At 66.4% G+C, this 19,382-nt stretch carries 17 protein-coding genes; 11 read left to right on the forward strand and 6 right to left on the reverse strand.

The window, feature by feature from the left end:
- The 6 genes from APM_RS17180 to hemF all read right to left on the reverse strand — a co-directional run.
- Window positions 1-794: glycosyltransferase family 39 protein (locus tag APM_RS17180; RefSeq protein WP_007424665.1), on the reverse strand; the 794-nt coding region annotated here is incomplete at its 3' end.
- A gap of 25 nt (window positions 795-819) precedes the next feature.
- Window positions 820-1,776 (reverse strand): glycosyltransferase family 2 protein, encoded by a 957-nt coding sequence (locus APM_RS17185; RefSeq protein ID WP_039889127.1) that lies wholly within the window; start codon window positions 1,774-1,776, stop codon window positions 820-822.
- A 232-nt stretch (window positions 1,777-2,008) separates the two neighbouring features.
- Window positions 2,009-5,740, reverse strand: a complete 3,732-nt coding sequence (locus APM_RS17190) for a glycosyltransferase (protein WP_007424667.1) — start codon at window positions 5,738-5,740, stop codon at window positions 2,009-2,011.
- A 30-nt stretch (window positions 5,741-5,770) separates the two neighbouring features.
- On the reverse strand, window positions 5,771-7,204 hold the full coding sequence (locus APM_RS17195; RefSeq protein WP_007424668.1) for an FkbM family methyltransferase: 1,434 nt from the start codon (window positions 7,202-7,204) through the stop codon (window positions 5,771-5,773).
- 488 nt (window positions 7,205-7,692) lie between these two features.
- A complete protein-coding gene (locus APM_RS17200) occupies window positions 7,693-9,672 on the reverse strand; it encodes a DUF2075 domain-containing protein (protein ID WP_007424669.1) in 1,980 nt (659 codons plus the stop codon).
- A gap of 7 nt (window positions 9,673-9,679) precedes the next feature.
- A complete protein-coding gene (hemF, locus tag APM_RS17205) occupies window positions 9,680-10,603 on the reverse strand; it encodes an oxygen-dependent coproporphyrinogen oxidase (RefSeq protein WP_082468626.1) in 924 nt (307 codons plus the stop codon).
- 108 nt (window positions 10,604-10,711) lie between these two features.
- On the opposite strand from hemF, the gene APM_RS17210 reads away from it, so the two are divergent.
- From APM_RS17210 to APM_RS17260, 11 genes are all read left to right on the forward strand, one after another.
- Window positions 10,712-10,915, forward strand: a complete 204-nt coding sequence (locus APM_RS17210) for a hypothetical protein (RefSeq protein ID WP_013641123.1) — start codon at window positions 10,712-10,714, stop codon at window positions 10,913-10,915.
- A gap of 1 nt (window position 10,916) precedes the next feature.
- Window positions 10,917-12,104: a cytochrome b N-terminal domain-containing protein gene (locus APM_RS17215; RefSeq protein ID WP_007424671.1), complete on the forward strand. Its 1,188-nt coding sequence runs from the start codon at window positions 10,917-10,919 to the stop codon at window positions 12,102-12,104.
- Complete coding sequence (locus APM_RS17220; protein ID WP_007424672.1) at window positions 12,104-12,835, forward strand: cytochrome c1; 732 nt, start codon at window positions 12,104-12,106, stop codon at window positions 12,833-12,835. Before APM_RS17215 ends, APM_RS17220 begins: the two co-directional genes overlap by 1 nt.
- Window positions 12,832-13,725, forward strand: a complete 894-nt coding sequence (locus APM_RS17225) for an S-methyl-5'-thioadenosine phosphorylase (RefSeq protein WP_007424673.1) — start codon at window positions 12,832-12,834, stop codon at window positions 13,723-13,725. The genes APM_RS17220 and APM_RS17225 overlap by 4 nt, the downstream gene beginning before the upstream one ends.
- A 142-nt stretch (window positions 13,726-13,867) precedes the next feature.
- Window positions 13,868-14,515, forward strand: coding sequence for a peroxiredoxin (locus APM_RS17230; RefSeq protein ID WP_007424674.1), 648 nt, complete (start codon window positions 13,868-13,870; stop codon window positions 14,513-14,515).
- Between the two features lie 164 nt (window positions 14,516-14,679).
- A complete protein-coding gene (pstB, locus tag APM_RS17235; protein ID WP_035188080.1) occupies window positions 14,680-15,462 on the forward strand; it encodes a phosphate ABC transporter ATP-binding protein PstB in 783 nt (260 codons plus the stop codon).
- Between the two features lie 11 nt (window positions 15,463-15,473).
- The gene (gene phoU, locus APM_RS17240) at window positions 15,474-16,193 is read left to right on the forward strand and encodes a phosphate signaling complex protein PhoU (RefSeq protein ID WP_007424676.1); all 720 of its coding nucleotides are present in this window, start codon (window positions 15,474-15,476) and stop codon (window positions 16,191-16,193) included.
- 14 nt (window positions 16,194-16,207) lie between these two features.
- Window positions 16,208-16,918: a phosphate regulon transcriptional regulator PhoB gene (gene phoB / locus APM_RS17245; RefSeq protein ID WP_007424677.1), complete on the forward strand. Its 711-nt coding sequence runs from the start codon at window positions 16,208-16,210 to the stop codon at window positions 16,916-16,918.
- Window positions 16,919-17,047: 129 nt separating this feature from the next.
- Entirely contained in the window at window positions 17,048-17,254 is a 207-nt protein-coding gene (locus APM_RS17250; protein ID WP_007424678.1) for a DUF3311 domain-containing protein, read from the forward strand.
- Complete coding sequence (locus APM_RS17255) at window positions 17,251-18,711, forward strand: sodium:solute symporter (protein ID WP_007424679.1); 1,461 nt, start codon at window positions 17,251-17,253, stop codon at window positions 18,709-18,711. Before APM_RS17250 ends, APM_RS17255 begins: the two co-directional genes overlap by 4 nt.
- Window positions 18,712-18,767: 56 nt before the next feature.
- Window positions 18,768-19,382, forward strand: a 615-nt coding sequence (locus tag APM_RS17260; RefSeq protein ID WP_007424680.1) for a YoaK family protein, incomplete at its 3' end; no start/stop codon positions are given.

Consider the following 19,382-nt stretch of genomic DNA (forward strand, 5'->3'; position numbering starts at 1 on the left):
TGAAAGATGTTGTTGAAATAGGGAAAAATCGGGTTGCGGAAATGCGACCACATCTGCCAGCCGAAATATCCATAGGTCGCCAGAAACGCGACAGCCGAATACGCCGAGAATACAAATGCATTCAGAAGAATGCCCCGGATTTTTGATGGCGACTCGAATATGCCCGTCAGGATCAAGGCGCCGGCGACCGCCAGGGCGTACACCATATTGGTGAATTTCAAGCCGCAGGCAAAGCCGACGAGCGCGCCGGCAATTCCAAAAAACAACAGCCTTCTGTCCCTGAGACCTTCGAGGATACACCAGAGTGCGATGATGATGGGCGTATCCAGAAGCGTGTCGCCCATCGTGCCGCCGATTTCGGACCAGAAGACAGGGCTGATCAATGCGGCCAGTGTTGCGATCGATGAAAGCATGATCCGCTGGAACATGCCGAAACCGTGTTCGGTCATGCGAAAGCAGAGCAACCATACCGCCGACAGGGACAGGGATTGCAGGCTGGCAATGATCAAATTCACCGCGAGGGGAGAAAAATGATCTATCAGGATATAGTAAAACGAATTCAATAGTGGATCCAGGTAAGACTGCACCGTGCAGATCGAATCTGAAAAAATCTTGCCGTGCAGCCAGAGATAGCCATTGAGAAAATGATAATTCAGCAAATCCCAGTTCAGATCAGCGCCAAGCCGAAGAGAGATGCCGCATAGCAGGGCGGCGTTAATGAAAATGACGGCAGGCGCGAGAAAAAGATATCGGCTCTTCTGCGAATTTGGCGCCGTGCTTGCAGGGGCTTGCATGTATCGTGCTCTCTTGTTTGACGGTTCAGGCCCTGGGCGCGTCAGCCAGCAAATCGCCCGGCGGGGCATGATGAAGATAGGCAAGCAGCCTCGTCTCGCGGCGGCCTCGCGTCACCGTGTCCAGGATCAGTCCGGTCGTCAGGCTCAGGGCGCCGGCAATCACGATGCCCGTCGCCAGAACGGCGGTCGGTAGCCGCGGAACCAGGCCCGTGTGCAGATAGGTGGCGATCAGCGGTGCAGCGAGCCGGAGCGCCAGCGCGAACGCGAACACGGCAAGCGCGCCGAAAAACGCCAGCGGCCTCTCGTGGCGCAGCAGCCTGACGATCAGGCGCAGGATGCGCCAGCCATCGCTCCAGGTGCGGAGCTTGCTCACCGATCCGGGGGGCCGCGGCCGATACGCCCCTTCGACATGCGCGATCGGGAGAGCCAGTTCCAGGGCGTGAACCGTCAATTCCGTCTCGATATCGAAGCCCGTGGACAGCACCGGAAACGACTTCACGAACCGCCGGGACAGAACCTTGTATCCCGACAGCATGTCTTCGACACGGTCGCCGAAGATCATCCGCACTGCCCCCGTGAGCAAAAGATTGCCGAAGCGGTGCCCGTCCCGGTAGGCGGCATCGTCCGTCTGGCGCCGTATGCAGTTCACCAGATCGAACGGGCCGGTCCGGGCGCGGCGGATCATCGCCGGCGCCAGCGCCGCATCATAGGTATCGTCGCCATCCGCCATCACATAGAGATCGGCCTCGATGTCGCGGAACATGCGGCGGACGACGTAACCTTTGCCCTGAAGCGGCTCGTGCCGCACCACCGCGCCGGCCTGTCGGGCGATCGTCGCCGTATCGTCGGTCGAGTTGTTGTCGAAAACGTAGATCGTGGCATCGGGCAAGGCGCTCTGAAAGGCATGTATCACGCTGGAAATGGCCACTTCCTCGTTGAAACAGGGAATCAGAACGGCAACGCGTGGTTCGTCAGCCTTCATCGAAACCTCGGTTCGGGGGTCCACATCGGCCGTATCATTCAGTGCGAAATCATGCAAATTGCACGAATGGTTCCAATATCATGATCTAATGGAATATTTTGAGCGGCTTTCGATTGAACGATGCCATCGGCCGCGCTGTCGTTCCGCCGTGGCCGAGGCGAATTCAGCCGAAATCAGGACAGCAACCGGGGCCGGCGGTTGACGCGCCTGCGGCGCGGTTGTCCGGCGGCCGTCACTCTTCCGTGATGACGCCGAGATGCCGGGCAATCCTGCGCGCGGCCTCCTGCCATGTGTGCCAGGTGATCGAGGTGGGGTCCGGAATGCGCTCTCTCTGCGCGTCCTCCAGCCAGCCCTGAACGGCTTCCGCCAGATCTGCGGCATCGAGACCCGAGAAATAGGTGGCATGCTCGCCCGCCACTTCGCGGAATACCGGAATGTCGCGCGCCAGCACCGGCAGTCCGTGCTGCGCCGCTTCGATCAACGGCAGGCCAAACCCCTCACCCTCGCTGGCGGCGATCAGGCATGAACTCGCTTCATAGATCGCCTCGAGATATTCGTCGCTGATTCCATCGAGCCAGAAGAGCCTCTCGCCGCGCTCGGGATGCTGGCGCAGCGTGCTCACGATGCGGGGGATCGTCCGCCGCTGAATATCGGGTACCAGCTTCCAGCCCTCGTGTCCCACAATGACCAGGTTGACATCGACGCCCTTCGCCCAGAGCAGCTCGAAGGCGGCGATCGTCTGGAGATGACCCTTGCGCGGCTCGATCGTGCCCACCATCAGGAATGTCGGGCGGCCGCGAATCGTGGACAGGATCCGCTCGGCGCCATCCGGAAACCCGGTCGTCGGGGCCGAGCGTTCAATATCGGCGCCGAGATGAATCCACTCGATCCGCGGGAGTTTGTCCAGCGTCAGTGCCGATTTAGCCCACGTTTTCATCTCTTCCGCAACAGCTTCCGAGATACAGACAATACCGTCAAATTGGCTGATGGCAGTTAGCCATTGTTCGTGACCTTCACCACTGCCGTCGGGGAAAACGTGTGGCATGAGTACCGGAAGCAAATCATAAACCATGAACCAAATTTTTACGCCTCTATTGTGCCATGTCTGCAAATATTTCTGTTGAAAAACAACAATATGCCAAGCAAAATCAAGAGTAAAAAGTACGTCTCCGGGCCAGGCTTCTACAGCATCATCTTCTAAGTCAACCTTTTCGATTCCTAGAAGGCGGCTGGTGAATTGTCTGGCATACCGATAGCCGAGCATATCCACGGTTGCATAAACTGGCTCGATTTTCCAACCAAGAGGAGGATTGGTAAGCCACTCCAGCAATATTGCCCGGACGACACGCTGAATTCCGGTTCGCAGATCGGTATGCACCAGAATCGATACATCGACCAGTAATTGCGGATGACGAGGGTGTGCCGGGAAGTTTCTGGCCAGCGAGGTCGCGAGGCGGGAGCCCTCGCCGGATGGTATCGGCTGCGTCTTCAATGACCGGATCAAGCCGTAAAGGCCCCGATCGGCGCGTCCGTAAGCATCCTCGATGGCCCGTTCATAAAGTGCGGCGCAGATCGCGGGCGCGTGCCGCTCGCGAATGACGGATCTTGCCCGGTCTCCCAGAACGCGCCTGCGATCGGCGTCGTTGGCCAGCGTGTTCAGGGCGTCGACTAGGTCCGCCTGGTCGAACTCATCCTGGAGCATCCAGACGGCCGAGCGGTCGAGCTCCCCCATCGCGCCACGGGCATTCACGATGGTCGGAATGCCGTGATTCATGCAATCGAGCACGGAGGCCGAGGTCTCGCCAAGCGTATTCGCCCGCAGCTGGACCGCAATATCGGCGGCGGCGAGGTAGGTCTGAAACAGCGGGCGATCGCCCCAGCCGGTGATCTGCACGGCCTCCCACGCGCCGGCCTGCGCGATGCGATCGAGCAGCGCCCTGCCATAGGCCGCGCCGTGATTCTCCCCCACGAACACCAGTCTCGCTCCCGGCCTGGACGCGACAGGACTGTCGAGCCAGGCTTCGAGAAGGCGATGATTGAGCTTGGTCGGATCGAGAAATCCGAACGAGCATACCAGAAGATCATCCTCCCCGAGACCGAGTTGCGTTCTGGCCTTGTCCCGTGACGCATCAACAACGGGCGTCCGCACGAGCGGGATGACATTCCAGCCAGCAGAACTGGAGTCCCCGTACCAATGATCCGCCAGGGCCTTCGAGTGTTCGCTATGCACGATGATGCCAAGCGCGTCCTGCAGGATTTGCAGGTTCAGCGGATAGGTCTCGACGGCCGCGCCGTCCCCGCCGGCGATCCAGTCGCAGGCCACGGCAATGCCATGATCGCGCCGCAGCGCATCGAACAGCTTTCGTTGATCGTGACCGGCTCGATAGGCCTGAAGCGACGAGAGATAGAAATCATGCAAGACAACGACGCCCGGAAATTGTTCGAGCAGATCAACCATGTGCGCGTGCAATGGCGAGTTGCCGAACTGGTACACGATACGATCGAATTCGCCCGCATGATCGTGAAACCAGTCGACGGATCTAACCGGCATAGCCCCGCCGGCTATCTCGGTGCCGACGAGCGCCTGGCTGGAAATCAGATCGATGTCGTAATGTCGCGCAAGCGCCGGCAGCAGGTCGGCGCTGTAGTCGCTGATGCCGCTGCGCTCCGGCGGAAGCGGGGACACGAAGGCAAGGCGGCTCTTGCGTTGCGGCAATGGATCGGGCGCAACGCCGGATCCGGCAGCCGGGCGCAGGCTTTCGAACGCCTGAAACGTCTTCCGGGCCACATTGTCCCAGGTGAACAGCCGGGACTGGACGGCGGCGTGCGCTTCGAGTTCGCGGCGCCATTCATCATCCGTGGCCAGCCGATGGATCACCCGGCACATGTCATCGACGTCGAACGGATCGAAGAGCGCGTCGTCGCGCCCGATCACCTCGGGCAGGCTCGATGCCCGGCTGCCGATCGTCGCGCGCCCGCACAACATGGCCTCGACCGCCGGCAGGCCGAAGCCTTCATGCCAGGACGGCATGATGAACCCCTGCGACAGGTTGTAAAGCGTATTGAGATCGCTGTCGGACACCGAATCGAGAAGCACCAGACGTCCCGGCCGGAGGCCGCTGCGCGCGGCATGGGTCTCGAAGTCCTGCCGGCCGAAGATCGAAAAATCACCGACGAAGGCCAGCTGGTGCGTGTCGCGCACCGCTGCGGGAAGGCGGGCAAACGCCTCGATCAGGCGCTTGTGATTCTTGTGAACGTCCGGTGAGCTGACATACAGGAAAAAGGGATGATCAAGGCCCATGCTGGCCAGCACGGCATCGCGTTCGACCGGCCGAAGCTCGGTCTTGCGGAAGTGACCATCGCTGCCGGTTCCGACGGGGATGACCTGTGCCTCGTCCCGCCCAAGATGATCAACCGCCTCCGATGCGGCCGATCGGGAAATCGCCAGTAGCAGCGACGCCTTTTTCAGATAGCCGATTTTCTGTCTGTAGTATTCCGCATAGCGGGGATCGGGGTCGAGGAAGCGGTCGGCGTTCAGCAGCGGAATGAGGTCGTAGAGCGTGACGCTGACCGGACAGCCCGCGCCGTGGCGTGCGATGCTGGTCACCGCGTCATCGATGTAACCTTCGAACAGGCTGGTGACATGCACGATGTCCGGGTTGAGCGACGCCAGGAAGGCCTCGCGGACCAGTTCGGCAAGATCCCGCCGTTCGGCATTCGAGGGATCAATGGCGGCGACCGGGCCGGGCGCATCCCAGACAACGATATTCCCGGCCGGCAGCAGGTTGTCGAAGGCGCGACGGATCGGCTGGATCGTTTCGGGAAACAGCGCGCTCAGGGCAATGATGATGTCATGGCCTGCATTGTTGCGCACGAGCGCTTGCGCGAAGCTGAGCGAATACCGGCCGATCCCGCGAAGGCGGCTGGCGCTCTGTGCGCCCTGCAGGTCCAGGACAATCCGCATGATGCAAATCTTTCGTTCGCGTGAATGCCGTCAGGAATGAATCCAGAGATGAATCTTCTGCGCCCGCGCCGACATCTCGGCCGCTTCCGGAAAGGCCGCGGATCTTTGGGACGAGCGGAGGGCTGCGGAAAGTTTCCGCTGTACACCCGGCATATGGCCGAGGACCCGGACGGCCAGTGCCCGCCGCCGCGGATCCTGCCGAACCCAGTGGGAGAGGGAATGCACGAGCCCCCGCGCGATGCGTCTCGGCCGGCTGCCCGGGGTCAACGTGACCCAGGCATAGCTTCCGTCCCTGACCCAGCGCAGCCTTGCCGCGGCCACCCGGGGGCCGTTCGTGACGCGCCACGAACGGCTCGCATAAATCTGCCGGATCTCGCTTCGCGCCTCGATCAGCAACTGGTCCCTATGGTCGATCTGCCGCAACGCGTCGTTCAATTTCGCATGTATCTGCGCGGCCGCCTGCTGGATTTCGGCCGATCGCGTTTCGGCCTGGCTGGCCCGCTCCAGCGTCTGGCGCAGATGCGTCTCGATCAGGTCGGCCCTCCTCCGCGCCTTTGCCAATTCATCCTCGCCCGCGTTGACCTGCTGCTGAAGCGAGGCGACTTGTTCATGCAGGGAGGTGATCTGCTGCTGAAGCGAGGTGATCCGTAGCCGAAGCGCCGCGCTGCCGCTTTCCTCCGCGTCGAGTCTGTCCTGCAGCGCCTTGCGTTCGGCAGCGGCCTCGCCAAGCACGTGATGGCATATCGTCGACGAGGCGCGCCCGCCCAGTGTGAAATTGTCGAACACGTTGGGGGGAACCTCGAAGTGAACCCGAAGTTCCGGGTGGCCGTGACTGAGGTAGAAGTTATTGAGCCCGTCACGATAGACCAGGTCATATCCCAGCCCGGTCAGCCGATCTTCCCAGGCGGAGAAGGACGGGGTGGAGGTGTTCGGATACGTGCTTTCGACGACGACGATCCACGGCCTCACGTCCGACGGCGCCCAGCTCTCGATGACCTCGCTTTCCATGCCCTCGACATCGATCTTGAGCCAGTGCACCTCCTCGCCCGCGAATGTGCCGAGCACCTGTGACAAGGGGATAGCCGGCACATCGATGCGGCGGACGTCGAAGCCTTGCTCCCGATGCGTCTCGGCGATCGAGGAGACGCCGGTGCTCAGGCCGGTGCCGGGAATTTCGAACAGGGGTATCGTCCCGCCCGCCGTATTGACGGCAGCCTGCATGACGGTCTCGTCAGGGCGCGCCTTGCGAAGCTGCTCGGCATAGGCCGGATCCGGCTCGACATGAACGCCGCGCCAGCCACGCTCGTAGAAGGCGAGGCTCACCGAATCGACGATCGGATCCTGCGCGCCGATATCGATATAGCGGCCCGGCGACACATGTCTCAGAGCGCGCCAAAGTATGACATCCTCAAAATTCTGAGCATACGATACAAAAGCATCGCGATTTATTGCAGGAGTATCCATTGTTCGAACAGCTTTGGGCCTATTTCATTTCTGCAGGGCGAAAACTGCCGGCGATAGACTGTCCAGAGCACGTCCCGATCCTCCCGGATCGGAGGCCGTGCTCGATCATGTCGAAAAACACAGCATCCTCACCCGATCGGACGACTCCATCCGGTCGGATGATGCTCCCGTGAAAGCCTGAGGCCTCGCGTCCCGGTTGCCATGACCTCCTCAGTCTCTTCTCTGGAGGGCAGAGGTATAAAAGAATTAGACAATTTACAAGGAGTATAAAAAAGTTAATTATATGAATATGTTACATAAAAATAATATGTGAAACTAATTTTTGGCGAGCGCCACCTCTGGTGGCAAACGCCGCGTGAATCTCGCTGCCGTGGTGCTGGTCCCCGCGCCCGATGACGGGTCGGCATGATCGACGCGGGCGTTTCCGGGCACCCGCATCCGGCTGGTCGCCCGGCCATCCACCGGGTTGCGGATCCCGCCCCGGCGCGTCAGCCGAAAAGCAGCGGGGCAGGGGACTCCGCCCGCGCATCCACCGCCAGCGGCGCCGCGCCCGCCGCCGTCAGAAACGCCGCGATCCGGTCGAACTCCGCCGGCGGCCGTGTCGCATCCCCCGCATCGCCGGGCGGAACAAAAATCACCGTTTCATAGCGCGCGCGGGAGAGCAGCACCCGATAGGTATTCACCTGCCAGGAGGCTGCCTCCTTATGGCGGATCTCCTCCCACCGCGTGCCGCGAAAGCGCCGCGCCAGCCATCCATCCCCGACGGGCGGGCGGATCAGGTCGCCGCCCCAGCACAGGCCGACATTGTCGATCTCCAGCCCCTGGCAGGCATATTGCGTCGCCGGCGCCTCCAGCGCGTCCGAGGCGCGCACGTCCGGCCAGGCATTGAGGAACCAGCTCGCCACCGCCTGCCGGTCCATATGCGGAAAATCGGCCGACAGCCCCTCCGCCCGCAGCCGCTTCGCCCCGGCGCTGCACACGAGCCCGGCCCGCCGCGTCCCGCGCGAGGCCCCCCGCAGCGCCGCCCGCATCGCGTCGAGCGACCGCGTGATCCGGAACGGCACCCCGCCCGCGGCAGAAGCGATCCCCGCCGCCATCTCCGCCCGCCCGTCCAGCACCGCGTCGATCCACGCCGCGGCGGCGGCCGAGCGCACCTGCCGCACGCTGACATCCAGATGCAGCGCCGGATCGATCTCCATCCCCGCCGGCGCCGCATCCGCCAGCCGCCGCGCCGGATCGGGATGGCCGATCACCCCCTCCGGCCCGACGATCCGCCAGCCCGGCCGCCGCGCCAGCGCCTCGCCCCACGAGGCCAGCCCCGCCTCGCCGGTATTGATCTCCTGTCCGTTGCCCACCAGCGCCACGATCGCCGCCCCGCCCTCGTGCCGCGCCATGATGTCGAGAAACAGCCCGGCCTCGCTGTCATCGAGCTGGAACTTGCGCTGCCCGAAGGCCGCGTCCCATGCCCGCTGCGCCTCGTCGAACACGATCACCCGCTCATGCGGCGCCGCCGCGCGCGGCACGTTGTCGCGCAGAAAGCCGAGCAGCGGCTGGATCGCGCTGTCCAGCCGGTGGTTCGCCGCCCGCAGCGACATGCCGGGGCCCTTCGCATCCCGCGCCAGCGCCTCGCGCAGCACATGCACGAGCGGCAGGTTGCCGGTCAGGAACGCCGCAGGTGCGGCGCTGCGGAACACCGTGTTCAGCCCGCACAGCGTCTTGCCCGCGCCCGGAATCCCGGTGACGAACACCACAACCCGCTCGCCCGCCGCCAGCGCCCGGTCCACCGCGCGGCCGATCGCCTCGGTCGTCCGCGTCAGGTTGCTCACATCCGCCCGCGCCGCGGCGATCTCCTCCACCCCGTGCCGGCGATAGAGCATGGTCGCCGCCTCGACGATGGTCGGCACCGGCCGATACGCCCCCGCCTCCCAGGCCGCCGCGTCGATCGCCGCCGCCGGCGCCGGCAGCATCGCCTCGGTCGCCGCGATCAGCCCGCCGAGCGATGCGGCATTCGCCTCCATCACCGGCATGATCGGCTGGGCCAGCAGCGGCGGGGTCGCCGCGCGCGCCGGCGCGTCCGGGGCGACCAGCACCGGCACGATCGGATGGCGCCGGCTCTCGGCGTGAAAATCGAACAGGTCGAGCGCGTAATCCTCCACCTGCAACCGGTCGGCATTGGCGAACCGCGCCGCCCCGATCTTGAATTCGAGCACGAAAATCCCGCGCTCTCCCAGCACAACGGCATCGATCCGCCGCCCCAGCCGGATCAGCGGATATTCCAGCAACACCCGCCAGCCCGGGCACCCGGCCAGCGCCGCGGTCAGGATCGGCAGCTGCGCCCGCCAGGCGCGGATCTGCTCCTCATGGTTGAGCGCATGGGTCTCGACCAGCCGGCGGGCGAGGGCGCCGATCACCGCCTCCGGCGCCGCCGCGGCGAGCTCCCCCGCCGTGCCGGACCACCACGCCCTCACGCCGCCATCACGGCCATTTGACCTCGGGCGGCATGCTCATCAGGATCGCCTCGGTATTGCCGCCGGTCTTCAGCCCGAACGTGGTGCCGCGGTCATAGAGCAGGTTGAACTCGACATACCGCCCCCGCCGCACCAGCTGCGCCTCGCGTTCCTCCGGCGTCCACGCCTCGTCCATCCGCCGCCGCACGATCGCGGGATAGGATTCCAGAAACGCGAGGCCGACATCGCGGGTGAAAGCAAAATGCCGCTCCGGCTCGGTCTCCAGGTAATCGTAGAAAATCCCCCCCGCACCCCGCGTCTCGCCGCGATGCGGCAGGTAGAAATACTCGTCGCACCATTTGCTGAAGCGCGGGTAGTAGTCGGGATCGTATCTGTCGCACGCCGCCCGGAACGCGTCGTGGAACAGCGCCGCGTCCTCCTTCGCCGCCGCCGTCCCCGGCTGCAACGGGGTGAGATCGCCGCCGCCGCCGAACCATCCCTTCGTCGTCACGATCATCCGCGTGTTCATGTGCGCCGCCGGCACGCGCGGCGAGTGCATGTGCGCCACCAGGCTGATCCCCGCCGCCCAGAAGCGCGGGTCCTCCGCCGCGCCGGGAATGTTCTTCGCGAAGTCCGGGCTGAACGCGCCGCCCACCACCGAGATGTTCACCCCCACCTTCTCGAACACCCGGCCGCGCATCAGGCTCATCTCGCCGCCGCCCTCCAGCCGGTTCTGCCCGTCCGGCGCGCGCGTCCAGGGCGTGCGGGCGAAGCGGCCCGGCGCGCGGTCCGCCAGCATTCCCCCATGCGCGTCCTCGATCGCCTCGAAGGCGGCGCAGATGCGGTCGCGCAGCGTGCGGAACCACTCGCTCGCCGCCGGTTTCAGCGCCTCGTGGGCGGGGGCGGGCGGATTCGGTGCGGAACGATCATTCATGCCCGACTTATACAGCATCGCCGCCCCCCTTCCAGCGCGCGCAACCCCTCCCGCCGGCCGGACGGGATTGAATTTTATGCGGTTTGCGGTCATCCAGAGGCAACAGGTTGGTCACGGAGACAGCTCATGGCAACGCAAGCGGATGCCGGCGCGCATGGCGGCGGACAGGGAGACGGCGGGCAGCTCGATTCCCTGCGGATCATTTTTGCCACGATTTCGGTGATGGGGCTCGTCGTCCTGCTCTGGTGCTTCGCCGCCGCCCTCGCGCCCTCCCGCTCCGGGCCAGCCCCCGCGCCGCTCGCCCCGGCCATGATGAACCAGTTGCGCTGACATGAGCACCGACACGAAACCCGGCTGGTTCGAGGCCCGCCTGCCGCTCTGCGCCGTCTATCGCCGCCACTGGAGCGATGGCCTGGTCCCCGCCAGCCAGCCGCTCTCCTGGTCGGTCGGCCCGCTGGTCGGCGTCGCCCTCGCGGTGCTGACGCTCTCGGGCATCTGGCTCGGCCTCGCCTACCAGCCGAGCCTGTCCGGCGCCGCGCGGTCGATCGCCGACTACACCCGCAACGTCCCCTATGGCTGGCTGATCCGCGACCTGCACCGCGTCGGCACCACCATGCTGTTCGGCGTGCTGTTCGTCGAACTGTTCCGCGGCGCCTTCTACGGCACCTACCGCAACGGCCGCGAACTCGCCTGGATCATCGGGATCGTGCGTCTCTTCGCCTGCATGGCGGTCGGCTTCCTCGGCTTCGCGATGACCGGCAGCCCCGCCGCCCAGGGCGCGCTGCTGATCATGCAGGCGCATCTCGCCGCCATTCCGCTGTTCGGCCATCTTGTCGGCCCCGCCTTTCTCGGCGGCGCCGGCCTCACGGCCGCCACCGGCCCGCGCATCGCGATGGCGCATGAGGCGATCGGCTTCCTCGTCCTGCTGATCGCCGCCCTCACCATCGCCGCCTCCCGCGCCGCCCCGCCCGCCAACCCCGACGGCATCGCCACCCCCGACCCGCGCGACCTGCTGCCCCGCTCCGCCCAGGCCGGCCAGTATTTCACCGCCTTCCTGATCTTCGCGCTGATCTTCGCCGCCATCCTCGCCTTCGCCCCCGGCCTCGGCACGCCGAAAACCCCGCTCCTGCCGGCGGCGCTGGCCATCCCGGTGCGGGTCACCCCGCCCTGGTACCTGCTGGTCTTCCACGGCTTCGCCCGCATGGGCGGCTCGCCCGGCGGCGGCCTGCTGCTCACCGTCGCGGCCTTCCTGCTGCTCGGCGCGCTGCCCTGGCTCGATCGCGGCACGGTGGCGAGCGGCCGCTACCGCCCGGTCTATGCCGGCTTCCTGATCCTGCTCGCGGTCGATCTCGTCCTCCTCGGCATCGCCGCCAGCGAGCCCGCGCGCGGCCTCTGGCCCGCGGTGACCGACATCACCGCGATCTACGCCTTCGCCCATTTCCTCATCATCACGCCGCTGGTCACCATGCTGGAAACCCCGCACGAGGTGCCGGCGCGGCTTTCGCGGAGGACCGCCTGATGCGGCGCCTGCTTGCCACCTGCCTCACCGCCGGGGCGCTTCTCGCCGCCGGCCCGGCCCTCGCCAGCGGCAACGGCTTCGGCTTCGACTCGCTGTTCGGCGGCTACAGCCAGGCCGCGCTGCAGACCGGCTTCGCCGTCTACCGCGCCGACTGCGCGAGCTGCCACGGGCTCAGCCTCGTGCACTACCGCGATCTCGGCGGCATCGGCCTTTCCGAGAAGGACATCGCGGCGATCACCGCGCAGATCAGCCAGCCGGACGGCACCGACGCCCACGGCAAGCCGCATATGGTCAAGGCCACGCCGGACGACGCCATCACCTGGTCCTACCCCGATGCGAAGGCCGCGATCGCCGCCAATCACGGCGCCCTGCCGCCCGACCTCTCTCTGTTCGAGGCCGGCCATCCGCGCGGCGCCGCCTATGTCCAGTCGCTGCTGCTCGGCTACCGCAAGGCCCCGCCGAACCTGACCCTGCTGCCGAACCACTATTACAACGTCGCCTTCCCCGGCGGGCAGATCGCGATGCCCCCGGCGCTGAAGCCCGGCTCCGTCACGCTGGCCGACGGCAAGCAGCCCGACGCGGCGCAGATGGCGCACGACGTCGCCGAATTCCTCGCCTGGACCGCCGATCCCAAGCTGGAAGACCGCAAGGTCAGCGGCCTCGGCGCCATCCTTTTCCTGCTCGTCCTCGGCGGGCTCGGCGCCGTCGTCTTCCGCCGGCGGCGCGCATGAGCGCGGCCGAACCCCGCCGCCCGGTCATCGGCGTCATCGGCGGCTCCGGCCTCTATGACATCGAGGGGATCGAGGACAAGCGCTGGGAGCGCGTCGCCACGCCGTGGGGCGAGGCGTCGGACGAGCTGATGTTCGGCACGCTCGAAGGCGTGTCGGTGGTGTTCCTGCCGCGCCACGGCCGCGGCCACAAGCTCTCGCCGACCGACCTCAACTACCGCGCCAATATCGACGCGCTGAAACGCGCCGGCGTGACCGACATCCTGTCGATGTCCGCCGTCGGCAGCCTGCGCGAGGATCTGCCGCCCGGCCATTTCGTCATCGTCGACCAGTTCATCGACCGCACCTTCGCCCGCGCGAAAAGCTTCTTCGGCGCCGGCTGCGTCGCCCATGTCTCGATGGCCGAGCCGGTCTGCGCCCGGCTGGGCGACGCGCTGGAACGCTCCGCCCGCGCGCTCGACCTGCCGGTGACCCGCGGCGGCACCTATCTCGCGATGGAAGGCCCGCAATTCTCGACGAAGGCGGAAAGCCATCTCTACCGCGCCTGGGGCTGCTCGGTGATCGGCATGACCAACATGCCCGAGGCCAAGCTCGCCCGCGAGGCCGAGCTCTGCTACGCGACCGTCGCGATGGTCACCGACTATGATTGCTGGCACGAGGATCACGAGGCGGTCACGGTCGAGCAGGTGGTCAAGGTGCTGCTCGGCAATGCCGACCGCGCCCGCGCCCTGGTCCGCGCCGTCGTCCCCGGCCTCGGCGCCGCCCGCCCCGCCTGCACCGCCGGCTGCGACCACGCGCTCGACCACGCGCTGATCACCGCCCCCGCCGCGCGCGACCCCGATCTGGTGGCACGGCTCGACGCCGTCGCCGGCCGCGTCCTCGCCGGCGGCTGACCGCCGCGGTTGGCCATCCCCCAAAGGGCGAGGGCCGCGCGTTTTGCGCTTCGCCGCGTCCGGTCCTATGTGTCGGGCACGCCGCCGGCCGTCCTGGCCGCGCGGCGTCGCCCTTTGCCATCAGCGATGGAGGATCACCAGCATGGCTCTTCAACTCGGCCAGATCGCGCCGGATTTCGAACAGGACAGCTCCGAGGGGCGCCTGAAGTTCCACGAGTATCTCGGCTCGTCCTGGGGCATCCTGTTCAGCCACCCGAAGGATTTCACCCCGGTCTGCACCACCGAGCTGGCCGAGGCCGCGCGCCTGATGCCGGAGTGGAAGAAGCGCAACGTCAAGCCCGTCGGCCTCTCGGTCGACACCGGCGAGAACCACAAGGGCTGGGCCGCCGACATCGAGGAAACCCAGGGCCAGACGCTCAATTTCCCGGTCATCGCCGATCATGACCGCAAGGTCTCCACCCTCTACGACATGATCCACCCCGCGGCCGACCCGACGGTGACGGTCCGCTCGGTCTTCATCATCGACCCGCAGAAGAAGATCCGCCTGATCATGACCTACCCGCCGGCGACGGGCCGCAACTTCGCGGAAATCCTCCGCGTGATCGACGCCCTCCAGCTGACCGACGGCCACAAGGTCGCCACCCCGGTCAACTGGACCGACGGCAAGGACGTGATCATCGTCCCCTCGCTCTCCGACGAGGAGGCGAAGCAGCGCTTCCCCGAGGGTTTCCGCACGCTCAAGCCCTATCTGCGGATGGTGAAGCAGCCGAAGCTCCCCTCGGCGAGCTGAGCCGCGGCCGCTGTCATGAAAGCTTCATGCGACTGTCACAATGGTTGCATGATAGTCCGCTACTGCCATCCGGCGATGCCGCCGGCGCGTCCCGCGGTCCGCAAGGGCCGCGGGCGGCGTTTTGAGGAACAGGTCATTTGGTGATGCCCGACGCAGCTGCCCGCATGAAGTCCGAAGTCGTGGAGCCGGCGATGGAACCCCGCGTCTCGATCCGCAATCTCGACTTCTATTACGGCGCGACCCAGGCCCTGAAATCGGTCTCGATCGACTTCCCCGACCGCCAGACCACGGCGATGATCGGCCCCTCCGGCTGCGGCAAGTCCACCCTGCTGCGCGTGCTCAACCGGATGTACGACCTCTATCCCGGCCAGCGCGCCGAGGGTGAGGTGATCCTCGACGGCGAGAACATCCTCGACCCGAGGACCGACATCAACCGCCTGCGCCGCCGCGTCGGCATGGTGTTCCAGAAACCCACGCCCTTCCCGAAATCGATCTACGAGAACATCGCCTTCGGCGTCCGCCTGCACGAGCGCCTCTCGCGCAGCGCGATGGACGAGCGGGTCGAATCCGCCCTGCACAAGGCGGCGCTGTGGAACGAGGTGAAGGACAAGCTGCACGCCTCGGCCAACGCGCTCTCCGGCGGCCAGCAGCAGCGCCTGTGCATCGCCCGCAGCATCGCGGTCAGCCCGCAGGTCCTCCTGCTCGACGAGCCGACCTCCGCCCTCGACCCGATCTCGACGCTGCGCATCGAGGAGCTGATCGACGAGCTGAAGCGCGACTTCACCATCGTCATCGTCACCCACAACATGCAGCAGGCCGGCCGCTGCGCCGACCGCGTCGCCTTCTTCTATCTCGGCGAGCTGATCGAGGTCTCCGACGCGACGCAGATGTTCACCGCCCCGCGCGAGCGGCGCACCCAGGAATACATCACCGGCCGGTTCGGCTGAGGAGCACGGCCATGCCCGAAGACAGCAAGCACATCCTGAGCAGTTTCGAGGCCGATCTCGCCCGCCTGCGCGACATGATCGCGGCGATGGGCGGCCTGGTCGAGACCGAGCTCGCCGATGCCGTCACCGCCCTTCTCACCCATGACAGCGCGATCGCCGCCCGCGTCGTCGAGATGGACGCGAAGGTCGATGCCGACGAACGCGCGATCGAGCAGTTCGCCGTCCGCGTCCTCGCCCTCCGCCAGCCCGTCGCCGACGATCTCCGCCAGGTCGTCGCCGCGCTGAAGGTCACCACCGACATCGAGCGCATCGGCGACTATGCGGCGAACGTCGCCAAGCGCACCCTGGTGCTCAACCAGGCCGGCTCCACCTGGCCGCTCGCCAGCCTCTCGCAGATGGCCCGCCTCGTGCAGGAAAGCCTCAAGTCCACGATCGACGCGATCGGCGAGGCCGATCCGGTGAAGGCGATCTCGGTCTGGCGCGCCGACCAGATGATCGACGATCTCTACACCACGATCTTCCGCGAGCTGATCACCTACATGATGGAAGATCCGCGCAACATCACCGCCTGCACGCATCTTCTCTTCATCGCCAAGAATCTCGAGCGCATCGGCGACCACGCGACCAACATCGCCGAGCTGACCTACTACGCCGCCACCGGCCAGACCCTGCCCGATGCGCGGCCCAAGGGCGACCTTTCGGCCAGCCCCGGGGCGGGCGCCGCTTCCTGAGGAGAGACAACGCGATGAACGAGGCGGCGAAGCCGTTTGTGCTGGTGGTCGAGGACGAGGCCCCGCTGGTCACCCTGCTGCGCTACAATCTCGAGAAGTCCGGCTTCCGCGTCGACGAGGCCGGCGATGGCGGCGAGGCGCTCGGCCGCATCAACGAGGCGATGCCCGATCTCGTCCTGCTGGACTGGATGCTGCCCACCATGTCCGGCATCGAGGTCTGCCGCCAGCTCCGCCGCAAGCCCTCCACCCGCCATCTGCCGGTGATCATGCTCACCGCCCGCGCCGAGGACCAGGACACCGTCCGCGGCCTCGAAACCGGGGCCGACGACTACATCACCAAGCCCTTCTCGCCCGAGGCGCTGATCGCCCGCATCCGCGCCCTGCTGCGCCGCAGCGGCACCGCCCCGGCCAGAGCGCCGCTGGTCTTCCACGATCTCGAGCTCGACCCCACCACCCACCGCGTCACCCGCGGCGGCCGCGTCCTGCATCTCGGCCCCACCGAATTCCGCCTGCTCGAATTCTTCATGCGCCACCCCCGCCGCGTCTTCTCGCGCGAGGACGTGCTGAACGCCGTCTGGGGGCGGGACATCCATGTCGAGCCCCGCACGGTGGACGTCCACATCCGCCGCCTGCGCAAGTCCATCAACGCCGAGACCGACATCGATCTGGTCCGCACCGTCCGCGCCGCCGGCTACGCGCTCGACCTCGACGCCGTCGAGGCCTGACCGCCGCGGCGCCCCGCGCGCCCGCGCCGCCGCTCCCTGCGCCTTCGCGATAAAAAGCTTGCGGCGCGCCCTCCGCCTGCGCCAGACTGCGCGCGGAGACGCCGTCGCACAATAAACAAGGGAGCAACCATGAAACCCATCCACTGGATCGCGGCATTGCCGTGCATCGTGATGCTGCTCGGCCCCGTGCTGCACAACGAGGTCGATCCCCTCATCCTCGGCATGCCCTTTCCCCTCGGCTGGATCACCGTCTGGATCCTGATCACCGCGGTGGTCATGGCCCTCGTCTACGCGCTCGATCCCGCCAACCGCGACGGCGCGGGGGCCGGCCGATGAGCATCGCCCTCGTTCTTCTCGCCCTGTCCGCCGTCTTCGCCCTCGTGCTCGGCGTCGTCGCCCGCACCGGCCACGAGATGGGCCTCGAGCAATGGACGGTCGGCAACCGCGGCTTCGGCGCCATCCTCGTCTTCCTGCTGCTCGCCGGCGAAATCTACACCACCTTCACCTTCCTCGGCGCCTCCGGCTTCGCCTACGGCCAGGGCGCGCCGGCCTATTACATCCTCGCCTACGGCACCATCGCCTACGTCATCGGCTATTTCATGCTCCCGCCGGTCTGGCGCTACGCGAAGCAGCACCACCTCGTCTCCCAGCCCGACTTCTTCGCCCACAAATACGACAGCCCCTCGCTCGGCGTCGTCGTCTCCCTGGTCGATATCGTCGCGCTGATCCCCTATCTCGTCCTCCAGCTCACCGGCCTCGGCATCATCGTCACCGCCGCCAGCTACGGCGCGATCCCGGACTGGATCTCGGTCCTCATCGGCGCCGTCGTCGTCACCGTCTATGTCATCATCTCCGGCGTGCGCGGCTCCGCCTGGACCGCCGTCGCCAAGGACCTGATGATCCTCGCCGTCGTCCTCTTCCTCGGCCTCTGGCTGCCGGCGCATCTCTATGGCGGCATCGGCCCGATGTTCACGCAAATCGCCAAGGCCAAGCCCGGCTTCCTCGTCTTCGCCGCGCACGGCACCTCGGTCTGGTGGTTCGTCTCCACCGTGCTGCTGACCGCGCTCGGCTTCTTCATGTGGCCGCATTCCTTCGCCAGCTGCTACACCGCGCGCGAGGAGAAGGTGTTCCGCAAGAACGCGATGGTGCTGCCGCTCTACCAGCTGATCCTGCTCTTCGTGTATTTCGTCGGCTTCGCGGCGGTGCTGAAGGTTCCCGGCCTCAAGGGCGCGGCGACCAACCTCGCCCTCTTCAAGATCGTCACCGCGACGCTGCCGCCCTGGGTGGTCGGCGTGGTCGGCGCCGCCGGCGTCCTCACCGCCCTCGTCCCCGGCTCGATGATCACGATGACGGCCGCCACCCTGCTCTCGCGCAACATCTACGGCGCCTTCAACCGCGACGCCTCGGACGACCAGGTCGTCTTCCTCGCCAAATGCCTGGTCCCGGTGGTGATGGCGGTGGCGGTCTATTTCACCCTGACCGGCAACTCCACCATCGTGACCCTGCTGCTGGTCGGCTACAGCTTCGTCACCCAGATGTTCCCCGCCCTGATCGCGAGCCTCTTCCCCCGCTCCGGCGTCACCCGGCAGGGGGCGATGGCCGGCATCGTCGTCGGTGTGGCGGTCGCCGCCTGGCTGACCTTCAGCCACGCCTCGGTCGGCAAGCTGCTGCCCTTCCTGCCCGGCCCGCTGAAGGACTTCAATGTCGGCATCATCGCGCTGATCGCCAACATCGTCGTCCTCTTCGCCGTCAGCGCGGTCACCCGCAGCGCCGCGACGGCGCCGGCGGAATAGCGTCGCGTCCCTCGCGGCAATGGTCCATGACGGGTCCTCCCCAGGATAATCCCGTCATGGACCACGCCAACGCCACCTTCCTCACCGCGGCCGATCTCACCCTCGCCGCCCTCGCCTTCGCCTCGGGCAGCGCGGACATCTTCGCCTTCCTGAAATTCCACGACGTCTTCACCTCGGCGATGACCGGCAACACCGCGCTGCTCGGCCTCGCGCTGGGGCAGGGGCACGTCCTCGCCGCGCAGCGCTCGCTCGCCGCGCTGCTCGGCTACTGCTCCGGCAGCGTCGCCGGCACCATCCTGAACGATGCCGCCGCCCGGTTCCGCCGCGCCCTCCGGCTGCGCCTGCTCATCGGCGCCGAAGCCGCCTTCCTCGCCGTGGTCCTCGTCCTCTGGGCGGTGGCGCGGCATCCCGTCTTCGGCCCGCACCTCTATGTCCTCATCGTCGCCGGCGCCTTCGCCATGGGCATGCAGAGCATCGCCGCCAAGGAAATCAACCTCCCCGGCATCAACACCGTCGTCGTCACCAACACCCTGACCCTGGTGATGAGCGCCGTCGGCGCCGCCCTGCGCCGCAGCCTCCGCCACCGCCGGCCGGACCTCTCGCCCTTCACGCCCATCACCCTCCGCCAGTCCGGCATGCTGGGCGTCTACCTCGCCGGCGCCGCCCTGTCC

Source organism: Acidiphilium sp. PM, from assembly GCF_000219295.1.
Taxonomy (GTDB): domain Bacteria; phylum Pseudomonadota; class Alphaproteobacteria; order Acetobacterales; family Acetobacteraceae; genus Acidiphilium; species Acidiphilium multivorum.

Excerpts from the sequence above, each read along its gene's own strand:
- APM_RS17185 (WP_039889127.1), bottom strand. The coding sequence starts at position 1,776 with ATGAAGGCTGACGAACCACGCGTTGCCGTTCTGATTCCCTGTTTCAAC.
- APM_RS17190 (WP_007424667.1), bottom strand. The coding sequence starts at position 5,740 with ATGCGGATTGTCCTGGACCTGCAGGGCGCACAGAGCGCCAGCCGCCTT.
- APM_RS17195 (WP_007424668.1), bottom strand. The coding sequence starts at position 7,204 with ATGGATACTCCTGCAATAAATCGCGATGCTTTTGTATCGTATGCTCAG.
- hemF (WP_082468626.1), bottom strand. The coding sequence starts at position 10,603 with ATGCTGTATAAGTCGGGCATGAATGATCGTTCCGCACCGAATCCGCCC.
- APM_RS17210 (WP_013641123.1), top strand. The coding sequence starts at position 10,712 with ATGGCAACGCAAGCGGATGCCGGCGCGCATGGCGGCGGACAGGGAGAC.
- APM_RS17215 (WP_007424671.1), top strand. The coding sequence starts at position 10,917 with ATGAGCACCGACACGAAACCCGGCTGGTTCGAGGCCCGCCTGCCGCTC.
- APM_RS17220 (WP_007424672.1), top strand. The coding sequence starts at position 12,104 with ATGCGGCGCCTGCTTGCCACCTGCCTCACCGCCGGGGCGCTTCTCGCC.
- APM_RS17225 (WP_007424673.1), top strand. The coding sequence starts at position 12,832 with ATGAGCGCGGCCGAACCCCGCCGCCCGGTCATCGGCGTCATCGGCGGC.
- APM_RS17230 (WP_007424674.1), top strand. The coding sequence starts at position 13,868 with ATGGCTCTTCAACTCGGCCAGATCGCGCCGGATTTCGAACAGGACAGC.
- pstB (WP_035188080.1), top strand. The coding sequence starts at position 14,680 with ATGAAGTCCGAAGTCGTGGAGCCGGCGATGGAACCCCGCGTCTCGATC.
- phoU (WP_007424676.1), top strand. The coding sequence starts at position 15,474 with ATGCCCGAAGACAGCAAGCACATCCTGAGCAGTTTCGAGGCCGATCTC.
- phoB (WP_007424677.1), top strand. The coding sequence starts at position 16,208 with ATGAACGAGGCGGCGAAGCCGTTTGTGCTGGTGGTCGAGGACGAGGCC.
- APM_RS17250 (WP_007424678.1), top strand. The coding sequence starts at position 17,048 with ATGAAACCCATCCACTGGATCGCGGCATTGCCGTGCATCGTGATGCTG.
- APM_RS17255 (WP_007424679.1), top strand. The coding sequence starts at position 17,251 with ATGAGCATCGCCCTCGTTCTTCTCGCCCTGTCCGCCGTCTTCGCCCTC.